Source organism: Oceanobacillus sojae (assembly GCF_900162665.1).
Taxonomy (GTDB): Bacteria; Bacillota; Bacilli; order Bacillales; family Amphibacillaceae; genus Oceanobacillus; species Oceanobacillus sojae_A.
The window spans coordinates 251994-269358 of record NZ_LT727812.1 but is presented as its reverse complement, the minus strand read 5'-3'; the positions used below and the strand labels follow the sequence as shown (position 1 = coordinate 269358).

Here is a 17365-nt window from a genome sequence, read left to right as displayed (position 1 = left end):
GGATTTTGAATCATGGAAGCAATATATTTAGACCATGCCGCTACATCTCCTATGGCAAATGGAGTAGTTGAAGCGATGATTCCTGTATATAAAGATATCATCGGCAATGCATCAAGTGTGCATTCCTTTGGACGGAAGGCAAGACAGCAGCTGGATGCATCAAGACGCGTTCTCGCTGCATCAGTTGGTGCAAATGAAAAGGAAATAATTTTTACCAGCGGCGGCACCGAAGCGGATAATATGGCACTTTTAGGTGTTGCAGAAGCTAATCAGGATAAAGGCAGTCATATTATCACCTCCATCCAGGAGCATCATGCCACTTTGCACACGGCAGAAAGATTAGAAAAACAAGGCTTCCGTGTAACATATTTGCCTGTAAATGAGGCAGGGCTGGTTTCTGTACAGGATGTTGAAGCAGCTTTAACAGATGATACAATACTCGTTTCTATTATGTATGTAAATAATGAGACAGGTGTTATCCAGCCTGTCGGTGAAATTGGAGAGTTATTGAAGAGCCACCAGGCATATTTTCATACAGATGCCGTGCAGGCCTATGGACTGGTCGATATGGATGTACATGAGCAGAATATTGATTTATTAACTGTATCTGCGCATAAAATAGGCGGTCCAAAAGGAATTGGCTTTTTGTATGTGAAAGAAGGAGTTAAGATGACTCCAGTTCAATTTGGTGGTGAACAAGAGAGAAAACGCCGGCCTGGAACGGAGAATATTCCATCCGTGGCCGGGTTTGAATTAGCCTCTAACATCGCAATGGAAACAAAGCAGATAAGAAACGAGCGGTATCAAAAGTATAAACAAATTTTAACAGAGACATTTACAGAAGCGGGGATTGCTTTCCGTATTAATGGAGATCAGCAAAAGACGGTTTCTTCTATTATGAATGTCAGCTTTGCAGGAACAAATGTAGAAGCATTGCTTGCAAATTTTGATTTAAGCGGCATTGCAGCTTCGAGCGGCAGTGCATGTACTGCCGGGAGTGTAGAGCCTTCCCATGTTTTATCCGCAATGTATGGTTCAGATAGTCCAATTACTACAAATTCTATTCGGTTCAGCTTTGGGTTGGCGAATACAGAAGATAATGTGAGAGAAGCAGCTGCAAGAATTACAAGTATTGTAAAAAGGTTAACAAGTTAAAGGAGGGGCGACAATGAAAGATAATAAAAATATACGTGTTGTAGTTGGAATGAGCGGCGGAGTCGACTCTTCTGTTGCAGCATTATTATTAAAAGAACAAGGATACGATGTGGTTGGTATCTTTATGAAAAATTGGGACGATACAGATGAATTTGGGGTCTGTACGGCTACCGAAGATTTCGATGATGTTGTCCGGGTATGTAATCAATTAGATATTCCATATTACTCGGTAAACTTTGAAAAACAATACTGGGATAAGGTGTTCACTTATTTTCTGGATGAATATAAAGCCGGAAGAACGCCTAACCCGGATGTTATGTGTAATAAAGAAATTAAATTCAAGGCATTTCTTGACCATGCGCTCTCTTTGGGCGCTGATTATTTAGCTACAGGGCATTATGCTCAAGTGGCAAGAAACGAAGACGGGCAAATTCAAATGCTCCGCGGAGCTGATGATAATAAGGATCAGACTTATTTTTTAAATCAGCTTAGTTCAGATGTATTAGAAAAAGTTATGTTTCCTTTAGGTCATCTGCCTAAACCGGAAGTAAGAAAAATTGCGGCAGATTATGGTCTGGTTACAGCAGCTAAAAAAGATTCCACAGGAATTTGTTTTATTGGAGAAAGAAATTTCAAAAGCTTTCTCAGCGAATATTTACCTGCACAGCCAGGAAAAATGATGACACTTGACGGGATAGAAAAAGGAACACATGACGGATTAATGTACTATACTATCGGCCAGCGTCAAGGGCTTGGAATCGGTGGTTCCGGAGACCCATGGTTTGTTGTGGGGAAAAATTTAAAAGACAATTATTTGTATGTCGCACAAGGCTATCACAATGAGTATCTCTACTCTGATGCACTTGTTGCAACGGATTTAAATTGGGTTCAACCGGATCAGATCGAGGATACTTTCACTTGTACAGCGAAATTCCGTTACCGTCAAAAAGATTCCGAAGTAACAGTGACAGTAAAAGATGATAAAGCATATGTCATATTTAAAGACAGCCAGCGGGCAATTACACCTGGACAGGCAGTTGTATTTTATCAGGACGATGTTTGTCTCGGCGGCGGAACGATCGATGAAATTATAAAAGATAATAAAGCATTACAATATGTAGGCTAGCAGGGTGGGTTATGAATGGATAAAAATCAGCAGGCAATTACACTGCTAAATGAAAAAAAATATGAAGAAGCAGCAAAACTGTTTAATGAGGTAATTGAAGAATCCCCGAATGACCCATTGGGATATATTAATTTTGGAAATCTTTTAATGCAGCTGAATGAGATGGAACGGGCAGAGCGCTTTTTGAAGCGCGCTATTGAACTGGATGATACAGCGGCAACAGCATACTATGGTTTAGGTAATCTTTATTTTGATCAGGAAGACTTTGGTAAAGCACAGCAAAGCTTCCTAAAAGCAATTGAATTGGGACTTGAAGAAGCAGATGCTTACTTTATGCTGGGTATGTGCTTCCGAAACCAGGAACAATGGAAGCTGTCTCTGCCGTATTTGCTGCGGGCAACAGAACTTGATTCACAGGACGAAAGTTATCTATTTCAATATGGTCTCTCTCTTGCACAGGGAGAAATTTTAGATGAAGCCCAAAAAACATTTGAAAAAGTACTTGAATTAAATAACGAGCATAGCGATGCTTATTATAATCTGGGCGTGATTGCATTATTCCATGAAAATACAAAACAAGCCTTAAACCATTTTGAAAAAGCACTTGAATTACAGTCTGATCATGTGCTGGCTGCAAACGGAAAGGAAATTGCGTTACAGTATATGGAGCAATTTGATGATAAATAAGGGGTAATTAGCATGGAAAACCAGGTAGCAGCAAAGGAAGCACTGCCTTTTGTAACGGGGACCGTATTAAATACCATTTTTCGTAACGAAGCAGAGCATTTTTCTATCGTCCTAATTAAAATCACAAAAACAAACCTTGATTATGAAGATAAAGAAATCATTGTAAAGGGTTATTTTGATCAGCTTCAGGAGCAGACAGCTTATCGTTTTTATGGAGCATTGGAAAAGCATCCCCGCTACGGATCACAATTAAAGGTGCAGTCCTATGAGACTATCTTGCCAACAACAAAGGATGGGCTTGTTCAATACCTGTCCAGCGATTTGTTTTACGGTGTCGGGAAAAAAAGTGCACTGAAGATCGTGGAGGAGCTGGGAGAAAAGGCTGTTTCTAAAATTATGGATAATCCGTCTGTTTTAGATGGGATTTCTGGATTATCAAAGGAAACTGGAAAACGTTTGGCAGAACGTTTAAAAGAAAACCAGGGCTTTGAACGGGTTGCTGTTCAATTATCAGGCTACGGAATTGGATTGAAGATGGCTCAGGTGATTTATCAGACTTATCGTGATAAGGCGATGGAGGTTCTTGGAAAAGATCCGTATCAATTTGTGTTTGATATTGAAGGCTTTGGCTTTAAAATGGCAGATCAGATAGCTTCTCAGCAAGGTATTTCCCATACACATGAAAGCCGTATCGGTGCAGGGGTAATCTATGTCCTCCAGCAGAGTATACAAGCAGGACATGTTTATCTTCCATTTGAAAAATGTGTGCAGGAAATTATTTACTTACTGCATCTTCCTCATTCGGATAAAAGCTCTGTCTCAGATGTTATGATGCAGCTGAATACGGAGAAAAAAATCATCCTGATCGATGACAGAGTATATTTGCCTTCATTATATTATGCGGAGGACAACTTTACAGCAAGTCTGAAAAAAATACTGACAAAGCCGATAGAAGATGAGGTGCCTTTAGCGGAGCTGTTGAAAATAACCGGCGATATTGAAGAGGAAGAGTCATTAAGCTACGGAAAAGAGCAATTTGATGCCATTGTTCAGGCAATCCATTCTAAAATTATGATTTTAACAGGTGGACCGGGAACTGGAAAAACAACGGTTATAACCGGTATCATCCAGGCTTTTGCGAAGATTCATGAGCTTTCTTTAAATCTATCGGATTATAAAAATAAAGACAGCTTTCCATTTATTTTAACAGCTCCTACAGGGCGGGCGGCAAAAAGGATGTCAGAATCTACCGGTTTGCCGGCTGTCACCATTCACCGGCTGCTTGGCTGGAATGGAATGGGTAATTTTGAAAAAGATGAACATGAGCCATTATCGGGGAGGCTGCTTATCGTAGATGAATTTTCCATGGTGGATACATGGCTTGCAAATAATCTGTTTAAAGCCATCCCGGATACGATGCAGATTATTTTGGTTGGAGATGAAGATCAGCTTCCCTCTGTGGGACCAGGCCAGGTTTTAACAGATTTAATGAAAAGTGACGTTTTACCGGTTATCTCCTTAAGAGATGTATATCGTCAAAAGGAAGGTTCTAAGATTATTCAGCTTGCTCATGAAATCAAATATGCCAGCTGTAATGAAAATTCTTTGGAAAATGCACGGGATTTCAGCTTTATTTCCTGTCGTGACTATCAGATGGTCGATGTATTGACATCCATTATTGATAAAGCACAGAAAAAAGGGATTGATCCTGCTTCTATCCAGGTCCTGTCACCGATGTATCGTTCGCAGGCCGGAATTCATGCGATTAATGAAGCGTTGCAGCAGTTAATTAATCCCCCGGGAGAGAAGAAACGTGAGATTGCTTTTCAAGATGTTGTTTATCGTACCGGGGATCGGGTGATTCAGTTAATTAATCAACCGGAGGATGGCATATATAATGGAGATATCGGCGAAATTGTAGCTATTTTTAAAGCAGAAGAAAATGTCGACAATGAAGAGCAAATTGTGATTGCTTTTGAAGATAAAGAAGTGGTCTTTATCCGGAAAGATTATAATAATTTTACGCATGCTTTTTGTATCTCCATTCATAAATCACAGGGGAGTGAATTTCCAATTGTGATTCTTCCTGTGGTTTATTCACATCACCGCATGCTGCGAAAAAACCTTTTATATACAGCGATTACCAGAGGAAAAGAGTCTTTAATCATCTGTGGTGAAAAAGAAGCATTTATCAAAGGTGTGCAGACAGAAGATACAAACCGGAGATATACTTCCTTGCAGGAAATGCTTAAAATCCAGTTAGCTAACCAAAAAGCAGAAAAAAAGGAATATGAAGCTGTAGAAGATATACCTGAAGAAGAATTATCGCCATATGATTTTATGGATTAAGTGTATAAAAAATCCTGTTTAGGGCAATACTTGGACTGATTTAGCAGAAAAGGAATGAAGAAGTATGCTGGAATGTCCAAATTGCAGGGAAAAACAAATTGGAAAATTAAGCCCTACAAGCTATTACTGCTGGGTGTGTTCGATTGAATTAACCGTATCTGGAAAGGAATTACATATCCACCAGATAGAAGCGGACGGGACGCTCAGTTCATTAGACGATTTATTTTCAAAAGAAGAGAGAAGTTTATTATAAACTCCCAGCCACTTGGATACACTACCATGGACTGGGAGTGATTCTTATGTGGAAAAAAATAAAAGCGAAGCAAGTTGTCTATTACTTAGTAATTGCTATCCTTTCCTTTATTCTTTTGTATTTTTTAGCCATTACAAAACCCTATTATGGAGCATTTTTTTCCTTTGTCGGCAAGCTTTTGCTTCCTTTTTTAATTGCGGGGATTTTGGCTTTTCTGCTGCATCCTTTGATTGAATGGCTGTATAAGTACCGCATTCATCGCGGCATAGCAGTATTAATTATTTATGTCCTTTTTTTTGGCGGTGCCGGTTATGCTATCTATCGTGCTTATCCATTAATGGTGGAACAAATGAAGGAAATGAGCCGTAATTTCCCTGAATTTATTGAGCTGTATCAGAATGGTTTAAATAAGATGTATACCTCCACTTCTTTTCTGCCGGAGACAGTACACGACCGGATGGACATGTTCATTCAATCTTTAGAAAATACGATGAACAGCTTTTCAGGAAAAATCATTGGCGGTTTTAACGGGATGATGGATGCTGTCATACTGTTGACTATTATCCCCGTCCTGGTGTTTTATTTCTTAAAGGACTATCCTTTTATCAAATCATTTCTATTTCGTTTTATCCCTCATAAATATCGGGATGAAACTGGAAATGTATGCAGGGAAATAAGTAAGGGGCTGGGCGGTTATATTCGCGGACAGTTCATTATCAGTGCAGCAGTTGGTGTTATTTCTACCCTGTGCTGGATATGGTTAGATTTGCCATACGCTTTATTGCTTGGGATTATTTTGGCAATTGTCAACATTATTCCCTATTTCGGACCAATTATTGGCGCCATTCCAGTAGTAACAGTCGCTTATATGGTACAGCCGGAAAAAGCATTATTTGTTATCATAATTATATTTGTCATTCAATTGATTGAAAGTAATCTGTTATCACCATATATTATGGGGAAAACAGTAAAAATTCATCCAATCGGTATCATCTTTGCCTTGTTATTGGGCGGACAGCTCGCCGGTGTAATAGGGATGGTTATTTCTGTACCTGTTTTTACAATGTTGAAAGTACTGATTCAGCAATATCAAATTTCAAAAGCGAGCTAAATTAGAATTCTTCATTGATCTGATATGTGCTCTTGATTCATTTATAAGTTCAACTTATATAGTAATTTAACTGGCAATCAGATCATCACAACAAGAATTCGATCTTAAAGAAGAAAAATTGACATACAGCAGAAAAATCAATATAATAACGCTATAATCACACAAATAACAAAAAATAATCACGCAAATCACGTTGAAGGTGTTAAGTACATGACATGATATTTCAAGAGAGGGAATCCCCCGGCTGAAAGGACTCCTAATTATATTGTTATGGAAAGCTGCATCGGAGTACGGCTAATCCCCGTCGGTATCATACCGTTATAATGAATAAAGTGATGAACATATAATTTGTTCATAATAAGGGTGGTACCGCGAAATCTCGTCCCTGCAACGATGCAGAGAGGAGATTTTTTGTTTTGTATAATAAAGGAGGAAAAATATAATGAAATCATTGAGTTCTGCAGAAACGCGGCAAATGTTTATTGACTTTTTTAAAGAGAAAGGGCATCAGGTAGAGCCCAGTGCTTCTCTAGTACCTCATGATGACCCTACACTGTTATGGATTAATAGTGGTGTGGCGACATTAAAAAAATATTTTGACGGACGAATCATTCCAGATAATCCAAGAATAGTGAATGCTCAAAAAGCTATACGTACAAATGATATTGAGAATGTCGGTTTTACAGCCCGTCATCATACATTTTTTGAGATGCTGGGTAATTTCTCCATTGGTGATTATTTTAAGGAAGAAGCAATTGAGTGGGCATGGGAGTTTCTGACGGATGAAAAATGGATTGGCTTTGAACCGGAGAAATTATCTGTTACTGTCCACCCGGAAGATGATGAAGCTTATGATCTTTGGCTTACAAAAATAGGTCTGCCAAAAGAACGCATTATTCGATTAGAAGAGAACTTCTGGGATATTGGAGAAGGGCCAAGCGGACCAAATACAGAGATTTTCTATGACAGAGGAGAAAGCTATGGAAATGATCCTGCTGATCCAGAGCTTTATCCAGGCGGTGAAAACAGCAGATATCTAGAGGTCTGGAATCTGGTATTTTCTCAGTTTAACCATAACCCGGATGATACGTACACGCCGTTGCCTAAGAAAAATATTGATACAGGGATGGGCCTGGAACGATTAACTTCCATTATTCAAGATGTGCCTACGAATTATGAAACGGATTTATTTATGCCGATTATTCAGGCAACAGAATTGATCGCAGACAGCAAATATGGAGAAAATGATGCGGCTGATACTGCATTTAAAGTCATTGCCGACCATATCCGGACAGTGAGCTTTGCAATTGGAGATGGTGCGATGCCGTCTAATGAAGGCAGAGGCTATGTTTTGCGCAGACTGATTCGCCGTGCTATCCGTTTTGCGAAGGATATTAATATTCATGAAGCTTTTATGTACCGCCTGGTCCCGGTAGTAGCTGAAATCATGAAGGATTTCTATCCAGAGGTGGTAAAAGAAACAGACTACATTCAAAAAATTATTAAAGTAGAGGAAGAGCGTTTCCATGAAACGTTAAATGACGGTTTAGAAATTCTGACAAAGCTCATTGAGACGGAAAAAGAAAAAGGAAGCAATGTATTTCCCGGAGAAGAAGTATTCCGTTTATATGATACCTATGGTTTTCCAAAGGAATTAACTGAGGAATACGTTGAAAAGCTTGGATTTACTGTGAATCAGGAAGGCTTTGAAAATGAAATGAAACTCCAGCGCGAAAGAGCAAGAAATGCACGTCAAAAGGTTGATTCCATGCAGGTCCAGGATACCGTCTTTTCAACTATTGATGTAGAAAGCGAGTTTATTGGATATACGGAGCTGGAAAGAGCTACAGTTATTCAAGCAATTATTCAGGAGAAAGAAGTCGTGGAATCAGCAGCTGCTGGACAGGAAGCATTTATTCTGCTGAAAGAAACACCATTCTATGCTGAAAGTGGCGGACAAGTAGCTGATATTGGTACGATTCAGACAGAGCATTCTCTTGCTGTAGTTACAGATGTACAAAAAACACCAAATGGACAGCATATTCACCGGGTAGAAGTAAAGGAAGGCGTATTTTCGGTTTCTGAAGAAGTAAAAGCTGCCGTTGACCGGACATTCCGCACCGATGTTATTAAAAACCATACAGCAACACATTTACTGCATCAGGCATTAAAAGATGTACTCGGTTCACATGTTAATCAGGCAGGGTCTTTAAATCAGCCTAATCGTCTCCGGTTTGATTTTTCTCATTTCAGCAGTGTAGCCGATGAGGAACTGGAAAAAATCGAAAAAATTGTAAATCAAAAAATATGGGATTCATTGCCGGTTTTCATTGAAACCAAAGGAATTGAAGAAGCTAAAGCAATGGGCGCAATGGCATTGTTTGGAGAGAAATATGGCGATATTGTCCGTGTCGTTCAAATCGGTGATTACAGTATTGAATTATGCGGTGGATGTCATGTCGGTAATACAGCAGAAATCGGATTGTTTAAAATTGTATCAGAAAGTGGAATAGGTGCAGGCACAAGAAGAATTGAAGCTGTAACAAGCAAAGAAGCTTATAACTTTTTAAACAACAAGATTGAACTGTTGAAGCAGTCTGGCGCATTATTAAAAGCAAAAGATGAACAAGTTCCTCAAAAAGTGTCTTTATTACAATCAGAATTAAAAGAGAAACAAAAGCATGTAGATTCTTTACAAGCTAAGTTATCTAATTTAGAGGCATCTTCTATTTTAGATGAAATAAAAGAGGTAAATAATGTAAAAGTACTGGCTAAACAGGTTGACGTGAAGGATATGAATCAATTACGGTCGATGGTAGATGAATTAAAACAAAAAATAGAATCAGGTGTAATTCTGCTTGCAGCTGTGCATAATAATAAAGTACAGCTTGTTGCAGGGGTAACAAAAGACTTGATGAAACAAAACCTTCATGCTGGTAACCTGGTAAAACAGGCTGCTACAATTTGCGGCGGTGGCGGCGGCGGCCGTCCAGATATGGCGCAAGCTGGGGGTAAAGACCCATCTAAGGTTACAGAAGCATTACAAAGTGCTTTAAGTTATGTAACAGAAGCGACAAATGCCTAATCATTGGTTGTATGTTTTCTTGTAAATAAGTATAATGATAGAGATAAACATGTTAGAATAGATGAAGAAGGTTAACGAAGGACGAGGTGTCATTATGAGTTCAATTGATAAAACAATGAAATTCAACTTTTCCGAAGAACCATTTGACCAGGACATTAAAAAAATTTTATTGACTGTTCATGAATCATTACAGGAAAAAGGATATAATCCGATTAATCAGATCGTCGGTTATCTATTATCGGGTGACCCTGCTTATATTCCTAGGTATAATGATGCTCGTAATTTAATTCGTAAAGTTGAACGGGATGAAGTTATTGAAGAACTTGTAAAGTTTTATCTAGAACAGAATAAGGAGAATTCATGAAAGTAATAGGTTTAGACGTAGGTTCAAAAACAATAGGTGTTGCAATTAGTGACGCTCTTGGCTGGACAGCACAGGGACTAACCACTATTTATTGGGATGAGAACGAGTTCAGTTCTGCGGATAAAGAACTTCAAACCATTATAGAGGATAGTGAAGTATCCCGGGTTGTTGTCGGGCTGCCTAAAAACATGAACGGTTCGATTGGCGAAAGAGGCGAAGCGTCCGAGCGTTATGCTGCTTATTTGGAAGAAAAATATAATTTACCTGTTGTATTATGGGACGAGCGTTTAACGACAATGGCGGCTGAACGTGTTCTTTTAGAAGCAGACATGAGCCGGAAAAAAAGAAAAAAAGTAATTGATAAGATGGCAGCTGTAATGATTTTGCAGGGTTATCTTGATTCAAAAGGAGGCGTTATTTAATGGCATTAGAGGAAAAAGAACGGATTATTATCCCTGATGAAAATGGGGATGAGCATCTTTTCGAAGTGCTCTTCACATTCGATGTGGATGAAACAGAACAATCTTATATAGCTGTCGTACCTGCTGAACAGGCAGAGGATGAAGAAGTAGAGGTATATGCATTCCGCTATGAGGAACAGGAAAATGAAGATTACACATTATACCCTATTGAATCTGACGATGAATGGAATATGGTAGAGGAAATGTTAAACACATTAGCAGAAGAAGAAGAGTAAAACAAGATAAGAAAGCTGATGTTCACGTTTGGTGACATCAGCTTTCTTTTACAATGCCTTTATATTTTATTCCAAGGCCGGCTTTATATAATAAAAACCTTTCGATGTCTGCAAAAAAATATATTTTTCTCCAAAATTCCTTATGAAAATAAAAGTTTCTGTTTAAAATAAAGAAGTATGAAAGAAAATAACAGGAATATTGGATAATTTTATATGAATTTAGTATAATAAAGCGGATGAAAGGGGGGGGCATGGTGTCAAAAGATGACAAACATAATGGATTCCAGAAGAATCTTATAAAAAGAGGAGAAGAAGCATCTAAAGTTAGAAAAATTGTAGCAATTATTATTGTATGTTTTACTCTTATTATAATAATCGGGAGTATTTCAGGATATATATATATTAATTCGGCATTGGAGCCCGTTGACGAAGATAACTCAACACAGGTAGAAGTAGAAATTCCGATAGGATCTTCCAGCTCTACGATAGCCGGTATTCTTGAAGAAAATGGAATTATAAAAGATGCACGTGTGTTCCGTTTCTATACAAAATTTAATAATGTGAACGAATTCCAGGCTGGAAACTATACTTTTAATACAGCGATGGATATGGATGAAATTATTGAATCATTGCAGCATGGAAGAGTTATTATTGACGCTGTACATACTGTAACAATTCCTGAAGGATTGACAGTTGACCAAATTGCTGAGATATACAGTAAACAGCTTGATTTTTCCAAGGAAGATTTCTTAGAGGTTGCTAATGATCCTGATTTTATTGAAGAATTAATGGAAAAATATCCTTCTTTATTAACGGAGGATATCTTAGATGATGAAATCCGTACTCCTTTAGAGGGGTATATGTTTGCTTCTACATATGATTTTTATGAAGAAGAACCAACTATTGAATCCATAATAGATCGTATGGTCGAACAAACCAATTCCATTTTTCAGCAATATGAGGGAGAGATTGCAGAGCGGGATTTAACGCCCCACGAAGCGATAACATTTGCATCTGTTGTGGAGAAGGAAACTGCCCATGAAGAGGAGCGTCCACAAATCGCAGGTGTATTCTACAATCGTTTGGATGAAGGTATAGAATTGCAGACGGACCCGACTGTTTTATACGCAAAAGGAGAGCACCAGGCGGTGGTTACCTTTGAGGATCTAGAGGTAGAGTCACCATATAACACATATTTTGTTAAGGGATTACCAATAGGCCCAATATCGAATTTTGCGGAAAACTCTTTGAAAGCAGTGGTATCTCCGGAAGATTCAGATTATCTATTTTTCTTACATGATGAAGATGGCAATATCCACTTTGCTGAAACATTTGAAGAACATATTGAAAACCGGGAAAAATATATAAATTAAAGAGTATGTTCAAATAGATGATTAGAAGTGTCAGCTTGAACAGCCCTTAAACGGACTTATGGAGAATTTCTCCATGTTCCGTTTTCTTTTTTACAGATTAGGAAAATATTAAATTTATGGGAATACTGAAAGGCAGCATATTCATTATTTGGGAAAATGAATATGCACATATAGAAGAAATTTAACGCTTTGCAACTCAAAGGAAATGATGAAATGGATAAAAAAATAGAAAACTACCTGGAAAATTTGCTGCCTGCTTCACCAGATTCTGCAAAGGCACTTGAAAAATATGCAGAAATAAATCATGTTCCAATCATCCACCGAAACAGCATGCATATGATTAACCTTATTTTAACTATGAAGCAGCCTCAAGCTATTTTAGAGGTGGGGACAGCAATTGGCTATTCTGCATTGCGAATGTTAGAGGGAGCACAGGATGCTAAAATTACGACCATTGAAAAAGATGAGACACGATATCTTGAAGCTGTTACAAATATTCAGGAACAGAAGCGTAACAGTCAGATTGAAGTTATCTTAGGTGATGCTGCTGACGTCATGCAGAATTTAGCTGAAAAAAAGAAGCAGTTCGATGTTATTTTTATTGATGCTGCAAAAGGGCAATATCAATCTTATTTTGATTTGGCAGATAGAATACTCATTTCCGGCGGCATATTAATTACAGATAATGTATTATTTCGCGGGATGGTTTATTCGGATGAAGAAACGCCTAAAAAATATAAAACCTTAGTACGAAAATTAAAAGCTTACAATGAAATGCTAATGAACCATCCAGATTATCATACGTCTATTATACCGATTGATGATGGTGTTTCCATTAGCTATAAGAGATGAGAAATGTAAGGAGATAATAGCATGGAAAAAGAAAAGCCCATTGTAATAGGCGTCGCCGGCGGAAGCGGGAGTGGAAAAACCTCAGTAACAAAATCGATCTGCAACCGTTTTAAAGAAACATCCATTCTAGTCATTGAACAGGATGCATACTACAAAGATCAGTCGCATCTTCCATTGGAGGAAAGATTGAAAACTAATTATGATCATCCATTAGCGTTTGATAATAATTTATTAGTAGAGCACCTGCAACAATTGTTGGAATATAAATCGATAGAAAAACCCGTTTACGATTATAAAGTCCATAATCGTTCAAAGGAAACGATTCATGTTGAACCGAAAGAAGTAATTATTGTTGAAGGAATATTGATTTTGGAAGATGTAAATCTGGTTGATTTAATGGATATCAAAGTATTTGTTGATACAGATGCTGATTTACGAATTGTCCGCCGCCTGTTAAGGGATATTAAAGAGCGCGGCAGGACGTTAGAATCGGTCATTGATCAATATATTCAAGTGGTTCGCCCGGCTCACATGCAATTTATTGAACCGTCGAAAAGATATGCAGATTTAATCATTCCAGAAGGCGGAGAGAACCATGTTGCAGTAGATATTATGGCATCTAAAATAGAAAATATCTTAATAAAGAATTCAAATAGGTAATTATTTTTCTTGATATTTTAGGTAATATCTGCCATAGTATTGATTAGTATATTTTCAATAATTAGCACATAAGCTATATAGCCAATTTTATTAATTAATTTATATACATGGGAAATAAGCAGCGGTATATTTTTTAAATCAAAATATGCTGCGTTTATCCCTGAAAAGAAATGATACGAGAAGGAGTGTATAGAAATGGCTGCAGAAAAAAGCTTTTACATGACACAAGAGGGGAAAGATAAGTTAGAGGAAGAACTGCATTATTTAAAAACAGACCGTCGACAAGAGGTCGTTGAAAGAATAAAAGTAGCCCGTGATTTTGGGGATCTGTCTGAGAATTCGGAATATGACGCTGCTAAAGATGAACAGGCATTTGTAGAACAGCGTATTACACAAGTGGAAAAAATGATTCGTAATGCAGTAATTATTGAGAACGATAATGAAAATCCGGATGTTGTTTCATTGGGTAAATCAGTTACATTTATTGAATTGCCTGATGGAGATGAAGAAACTTACACCATTGTTGGAAGTGCAGAAGCTGATCCGTTTGAAGGAAAAATTTCCAATGATTCGCCAATGGCTAAAAGTCTGTTAGGACAGGAAATTGGACAGGAAGTTACAGTAGCTACACCTGCTGGAGATATTGAAGTACGAATAACAAGTGTAGATTAAAAATTGGAAAGCGTTTGCTTCGCAGTTCTGTATTTTGAATCTTAATTGATGAATAGTAAGCGCTCTGTTTAAGAAATGACTTTACAAGAACTTATACTTAAGTAATAACAAAACTTACAGCTGCATGCAGCTGTAAGTTTTGTTATTACTGATAAGATATATTTTTTTGGCTTTTCTTAAAGAGGATGTTCAAAAAGTCCAAAAAAGATGACGCAAAGGGCTTATTCTATTCACCTGTCCGTTTTTTTGTTCTTAAAACGTTAAAAATCAGTGAATCTGTACGAATAGTATTACATAGTTGAATTTTAAGGGTATAGTAAAATCCTCATCTTCATTTTGTTCTATCAATACTTTAGCTTATAGAAGAAACAAACAGCAGTTTTATGCTAAAATTGAATAGACAAGGATTGTTAAACTCGATATGATAGTATAATACAAATAGTTGTAGTTAGGGGGAGTATTTGGTGAATCAAACAAGATCAAATAAATTTGAAAAAAGAAGAAAAAATACAAATGCAATTACCATTCTGTCCATTGCTGCAGGAGTCGTTTTGGTGGTCTTCCTTGCAATATGGGTATTTGGCGAAAATGATACAGCTGACGAGGGTACTGAATCAGATGCATCTGAAAATACGTCGGAGGGAAATAATGGGGAAGAAGGCGGCGGAGAAGATGATAATGGCTTTCTAATAACTGATCCTGATTCAAATGACGAAGATAATAATGATAACGAGGATGCAAATAAAGACGAAGAAAATGAAGATGAAGATAAAGAGGAGGATGCCTCCAAAGAAGAAGAAGACAACGAGGATGCAGAGGACGAAGATAATTCATACGAGGACAGGGAATCTGCTGAGCCGTCAGATAACAATGTTTCAGAAGCATATACAGGCGACTGGGATCCTGTAGGTACAGAGCAGGAAGGAGAGCATAACACAGACTTTGGCGATGGGTCTCAAGATCGTGCTGAAATAAAAAAAGCAACCTCTTTGGTTACCGGTTTAAGTGAAGATGGTATGATAGAACACTGGGTTGGGAATAATGGCCCTGACAAAGTCATTGCTACGGTTTCTGACTCCAGCAGCTCCGAATTTTATCGTGTGTTCTTAGATTGGGTAGATGGAGAAGGCTGGCAGCCGACAAAGGTAGAAAAGCTGATTGAAAATGACGCAGGGCAGTAATGGAGGATGAAGATGACGATAGGAATTATTGGAGCAATGGATGAAGAAATTGAATTGCTGAAGCAAAAAATGACAGATATACAAGAAATCGAAATTGCAAATAGTTATTTTTATCAGGGCTATCTGGAAGGAAAAAAAGTTGTCCTTCTGCTGTCCGGTATTGGGAAAGTAAATGCGGCAATGTCTACAACTATCCTGCACGAACGGTTTAACCCTGATAAAATTATTAATACAGGTTCTGCCGGCGGGTTTGCTGAAAACCTGGATGTTGGGGATGTTGTTATTTCGACAGAGGTATTACATCATGATGTAGATGCGACAGCATTTAATTATGCTTATGGACAAGTTCCCGGCATGCCGGCATCCTACACGGCCTCACCAGAATTGGTAAAATTAGCCGGCGGGGTTATTTTGGAATCAGATATCCAGGCAGAATTCGGTATTATCGCAACAGGTGATTCATTTATGCAAAGAGAGGATCAAATAGCTGTTGTACGTGAGCGGTTCCCGGAAATGCTGGCTTTAGAAATGGAAGCTGCTGCAATTGCACAGGTATGCTGCCAGTATAAAACACCATTTGTTATTATTCGGGCACTATCTGATATTGCAGGAAAAGAATCATCTGTTTCCTTTGATGTATTTTTAGAAAAAGCTGCAAAGAATGCAGCGGATGTTATTATAAAAATGGTTCGTAAATTATAGATTATAAGAAAAACAGGGTTCTATTAAAAAATAGAAGCCTGTTTTTCTTATACCCGCTATCCGCTATCTGTTATTTTACGCAATGTCTTGCACTTTTCGTTATTCCCCGACCTGAAAATAATCCTGAATAAAATTATAAAAAACCATTTCAGAGGGTGCCAGATTACGGTTTTTTGGAATAATTATTCCGACTGTGCGTTTTAAAGGCGAGTTATCAATCGCTACTTTAGAACTGTATGCGGTGTTTAAATCATTAAAAGCACTTTCAGGTAGTAAAGTAATCCCCATTCCGGCCGCTACAAGTCCTTTAATAGCATCTAAATCCTCCCCCTGAGAATAAATATTTGGTGTGAAACCTGAACGGATACAAAAATCAATAACAAGCTGATGAAGTACATAGCCCTCTGGAAACAGCACAAAATTTTCATGTTCTAAATCCTCTGCTGCAATTTTTTCTTCTGCAGATTTAGAATGAGATCTGGGAATAAGGGCATAAAAATTTTCCATAAAAAGAACCTTCCCAATAATATCAGGCTGATTATCAGGCACTGGCCCAAGAAAGGCTAAATCAATTTCTCTGTTTCTGACAGCTTCAATTAAAAAATTATAAGAGCCCTGTCTTAATTGAAAGCGTATATGTGGATGCTTTTTCTTAAAAGCTGATAGTACCGTTGGTAAGAGATTGCTTGCCAGACTTGTCGGAAAACCGATTTTTATCGAGCCCCGCTCCGGGTCCAAGTATTCATCTACCTGCTTCTTTGCATAATCCACCCCTTTTAAAGCTGATTTTATGTGTGTTAAGAATATTCTTCCGATTGTTGTTAAATGTACATTTCTTCCGACTCTTTCAAAAAGCTGAACTCCTAATTCCCTTTCTAAATTTGAAATTTGCCTGCTGATTGCCGACTGGGCAACATGCAGTTCCAACGCAGCCTCTGACACATGCTCCCGTTCTGCTACTGCAACAAAATATTTCAGTTGACGCAGTTCCATATTTCCACCTCATATCAAAATTAGATTAGTATTATGTTTATTATATATTGTTTGGATAGATAAAAAAACATAAAATGTATCTTACCCACTTTTAATGGAAACGGA

The 17365-nt window shown here is 37.9% G+C and carries 17 protein-coding genes and 1 other annotated feature; of the genes, 16 read left to right on the top strand and 1 reads right to left on the bottom strand.

Going from position 1 to position 17365, the window contains the following annotated elements; genetic code table 11:
- The first annotated feature begins 12 nt into the window (after positions 1-12).
- From BN1068_RS12225 to mtnN, 16 genes are all read left to right on the top strand, one after another.
- Positions 13-1155, top strand: coding sequence for a cysteine desulfurase family protein (locus BN1068_RS12225; protein ID WP_077603135.1), 1143 nt, complete (start codon positions 13-15; stop codon positions 1153-1155).
- Between the two features lie 13 nt (positions 1156-1168).
- Positions 1169-2281 carry a tRNA 2-thiouridine(34) synthase MnmA gene (gene mnmA, locus BN1068_RS12220; RefSeq protein ID WP_077603134.1) on the top strand — a complete coding sequence of 371 codons (1113 nt, stop codon included), beginning with the start codon at positions 1169-1171 and terminating at the stop codon, positions 2279-2281.
- 15 nt (positions 2282-2296) lie between these two features.
- On the top strand, positions 2297-2968 hold the full coding sequence (locus BN1068_RS12215; protein WP_077603133.1) for a tetratricopeptide repeat protein: 672 nt from the start codon (positions 2297-2299) through the stop codon (positions 2966-2968).
- A gap of 12 nt (positions 2969-2980) precedes the next feature.
- A complete protein-coding gene (gene recD2, locus BN1068_RS12210) occupies positions 2981-5317 on the top strand; it encodes an SF1B family DNA helicase RecD2 (RefSeq protein ID WP_077603132.1) in 2337 nt (778 codons plus the stop codon).
- Between the two features lie 64 nt (positions 5318-5381).
- Positions 5382-5570, top strand: a complete 189-nt coding sequence (locus BN1068_RS12205; protein WP_077603131.1) for a hypothetical protein — start codon at positions 5382-5384, stop codon at positions 5568-5570.
- A 46-nt stretch (positions 5571-5616) separates the two neighbouring features.
- Positions 5617-6681 (top strand): AI-2E family transporter, encoded by a 1065-nt coding sequence (locus tag BN1068_RS12200; RefSeq protein ID WP_077603130.1) that lies wholly within the window; start codon positions 5617-5619, stop codon positions 6679-6681.
- Positions 6682-6865: 184 nt separating this feature from the next.
- Positions 6866-7071 (top strand) — a binding site (T-box leader).
- 52 nt (positions 7072-7123) lie between these two features.
- On the top strand, positions 7124-9766 hold the full coding sequence (alaS, locus tag BN1068_RS12195) for an alanine--tRNA ligase (RefSeq protein ID WP_077603129.1): 2643 nt from the start codon (positions 7124-7126) through the stop codon (positions 9764-9766).
- A 94-nt stretch (positions 9767-9860) separates the two neighbouring features.
- Positions 9861-10130, top strand: a complete 270-nt coding sequence (locus BN1068_RS12190; protein ID WP_077603128.1) for an IreB family regulatory phosphoprotein — start codon at positions 9861-9863, stop codon at positions 10128-10130.
- The gene (gene ruvX, locus BN1068_RS12185) at positions 10127-10552 is read left to right on the top strand and encodes a Holliday junction resolvase RuvX (protein ID WP_077603127.1); all 426 of its coding nucleotides are present in this window, start codon (positions 10127-10129) and stop codon (positions 10550-10552) included. Before BN1068_RS12190 ends, ruvX begins: the two co-directional genes overlap by 4 nt.
- Positions 10552-10827 carry a DUF1292 domain-containing protein gene (locus BN1068_RS12180; RefSeq protein ID WP_077603126.1) on the top strand — a complete coding sequence of 92 codons (276 nt, stop codon included), beginning with the start codon at positions 10552-10554 and terminating at the stop codon, positions 10825-10827. The genes ruvX and BN1068_RS12180 overlap by 1 nt, the downstream gene beginning before the upstream one ends.
- 254 nt (positions 10828-11081) lie before the next feature.
- Positions 11082-12200 (top strand): endolytic transglycosylase MltG, encoded by a 1119-nt coding sequence (mltG, locus tag BN1068_RS12175; RefSeq protein WP_077603125.1) that lies wholly within the window; start codon positions 11082-11084, stop codon positions 12198-12200.
- A gap of 213 nt (positions 12201-12413) precedes the next feature.
- Positions 12414-13052, top strand: a complete 639-nt coding sequence (locus tag BN1068_RS12170) for an O-methyltransferase (protein ID WP_077603124.1) — start codon at positions 12414-12416, stop codon at positions 13050-13052.
- 21 nt (positions 13053-13073) lie between these two features.
- Positions 13074-13712, top strand: coding sequence for a uridine kinase (gene udk / locus BN1068_RS12165; protein ID WP_077603123.1), 639 nt, complete (start codon positions 13074-13076; stop codon positions 13710-13712).
- 195 nt (positions 13713-13907) lie between these two features.
- Complete coding sequence (gene greA, locus BN1068_RS12160) at positions 13908-14384, top strand: transcription elongation factor GreA (RefSeq protein ID WP_077603122.1); 477 nt, start codon at positions 13908-13910, stop codon at positions 14382-14384.
- 464 nt (positions 14385-14848) lie between these two features.
- A complete protein-coding gene (locus BN1068_RS12155) occupies positions 14849-15565 on the top strand; it encodes a YrrS family protein (protein WP_254846767.1) in 717 nt (238 codons plus the stop codon).
- A gap of 12 nt (positions 15566-15577) precedes the next feature.
- A complete protein-coding gene (gene mtnN / locus BN1068_RS12150; protein ID WP_077603120.1) occupies positions 15578-16267 on the top strand; it encodes a 5'-methylthioadenosine/S-adenosylhomocysteine nucleosidase in 690 nt (229 codons plus the stop codon).
- A 99-nt stretch (positions 16268-16366) separates the two neighbouring features.
- Here the strand turns inward: mtnN and BN1068_RS12145 are convergent, their stop codons facing one another.
- Positions 16367-17260 (bottom strand): glutamate biosynthesis transcriptional regulator GltC, encoded by an 894-nt coding sequence (locus tag BN1068_RS12145; protein ID WP_077603119.1) that lies wholly within the window; start codon positions 17258-17260, stop codon positions 16367-16369.
- Positions 17261-17365 lie beyond the last annotated feature (105 nt).

What these genes read in the sequence shown, in the direction of transcription:
- BN1068_RS12225 (WP_077603135.1), top strand. Translation starts at nt 13, where the DNA reads ATGGAAGCAATATATTTAGACCATGCCGCTACATCTCCTATGGCAAAT.
- mnmA (WP_077603134.1), top strand. Translation starts at nt 1,169, where the DNA reads ATGAAAGATAATAAAAATATACGTGTTGTAGTTGGAATGAGCGGCGGA.
- BN1068_RS12215 (WP_077603133.1), top strand. Translation starts at nt 2,297, where the DNA reads ATGGATAAAAATCAGCAGGCAATTACACTGCTAAATGAAAAAAAATAT.
- recD2 (WP_077603132.1), top strand. Translation starts at nt 2,981, where the DNA reads ATGGAAAACCAGGTAGCAGCAAAGGAAGCACTGCCTTTTGTAACGGGG.
- BN1068_RS12205 (WP_077603131.1), top strand. Translation starts at nt 5,382, where the DNA reads ATGCTGGAATGTCCAAATTGCAGGGAAAAACAAATTGGAAAATTAAGC.
- BN1068_RS12200 (WP_077603130.1), top strand. Translation starts at nt 5,617, where the DNA reads ATGTGGAAAAAAATAAAAGCGAAGCAAGTTGTCTATTACTTAGTAATT.
- alaS (WP_077603129.1), top strand. Translation starts at nt 7,124, where the DNA reads ATGAAATCATTGAGTTCTGCAGAAACGCGGCAAATGTTTATTGACTTT.
- BN1068_RS12190 (WP_077603128.1), top strand. Translation starts at nt 9,861, where the DNA reads ATGAGTTCAATTGATAAAACAATGAAATTCAACTTTTCCGAAGAACCA.
- ruvX (WP_077603127.1), top strand. Translation starts at nt 10,127, where the DNA reads ATGAAAGTAATAGGTTTAGACGTAGGTTCAAAAACAATAGGTGTTGCA.
- BN1068_RS12180 (WP_077603126.1), top strand. Translation starts at nt 10,552, where the DNA reads ATGGCATTAGAGGAAAAAGAACGGATTATTATCCCTGATGAAAATGGG.
- BN1068_RS12170 (WP_077603124.1), top strand. Translation starts at nt 12,414, where the DNA reads ATGGATAAAAAAATAGAAAACTACCTGGAAAATTTGCTGCCTGCTTCA.
- udk (WP_077603123.1), top strand. Translation starts at nt 13,074, where the DNA reads ATGGAAAAAGAAAAGCCCATTGTAATAGGCGTCGCCGGCGGAAGCGGG.
- greA (WP_077603122.1), top strand. Translation starts at nt 13,908, where the DNA reads ATGGCTGCAGAAAAAAGCTTTTACATGACACAAGAGGGGAAAGATAAG.
- mtnN (WP_077603120.1), top strand. Translation starts at nt 15,578, where the DNA reads ATGACGATAGGAATTATTGGAGCAATGGATGAAGAAATTGAATTGCTG.
- BN1068_RS12145 (WP_077603119.1), bottom strand. Translation starts at nt 17,260, where the DNA reads ATGGAACTGCGTCAACTGAAATATTTTGTTGCAGTAGCAGAACGGGAG.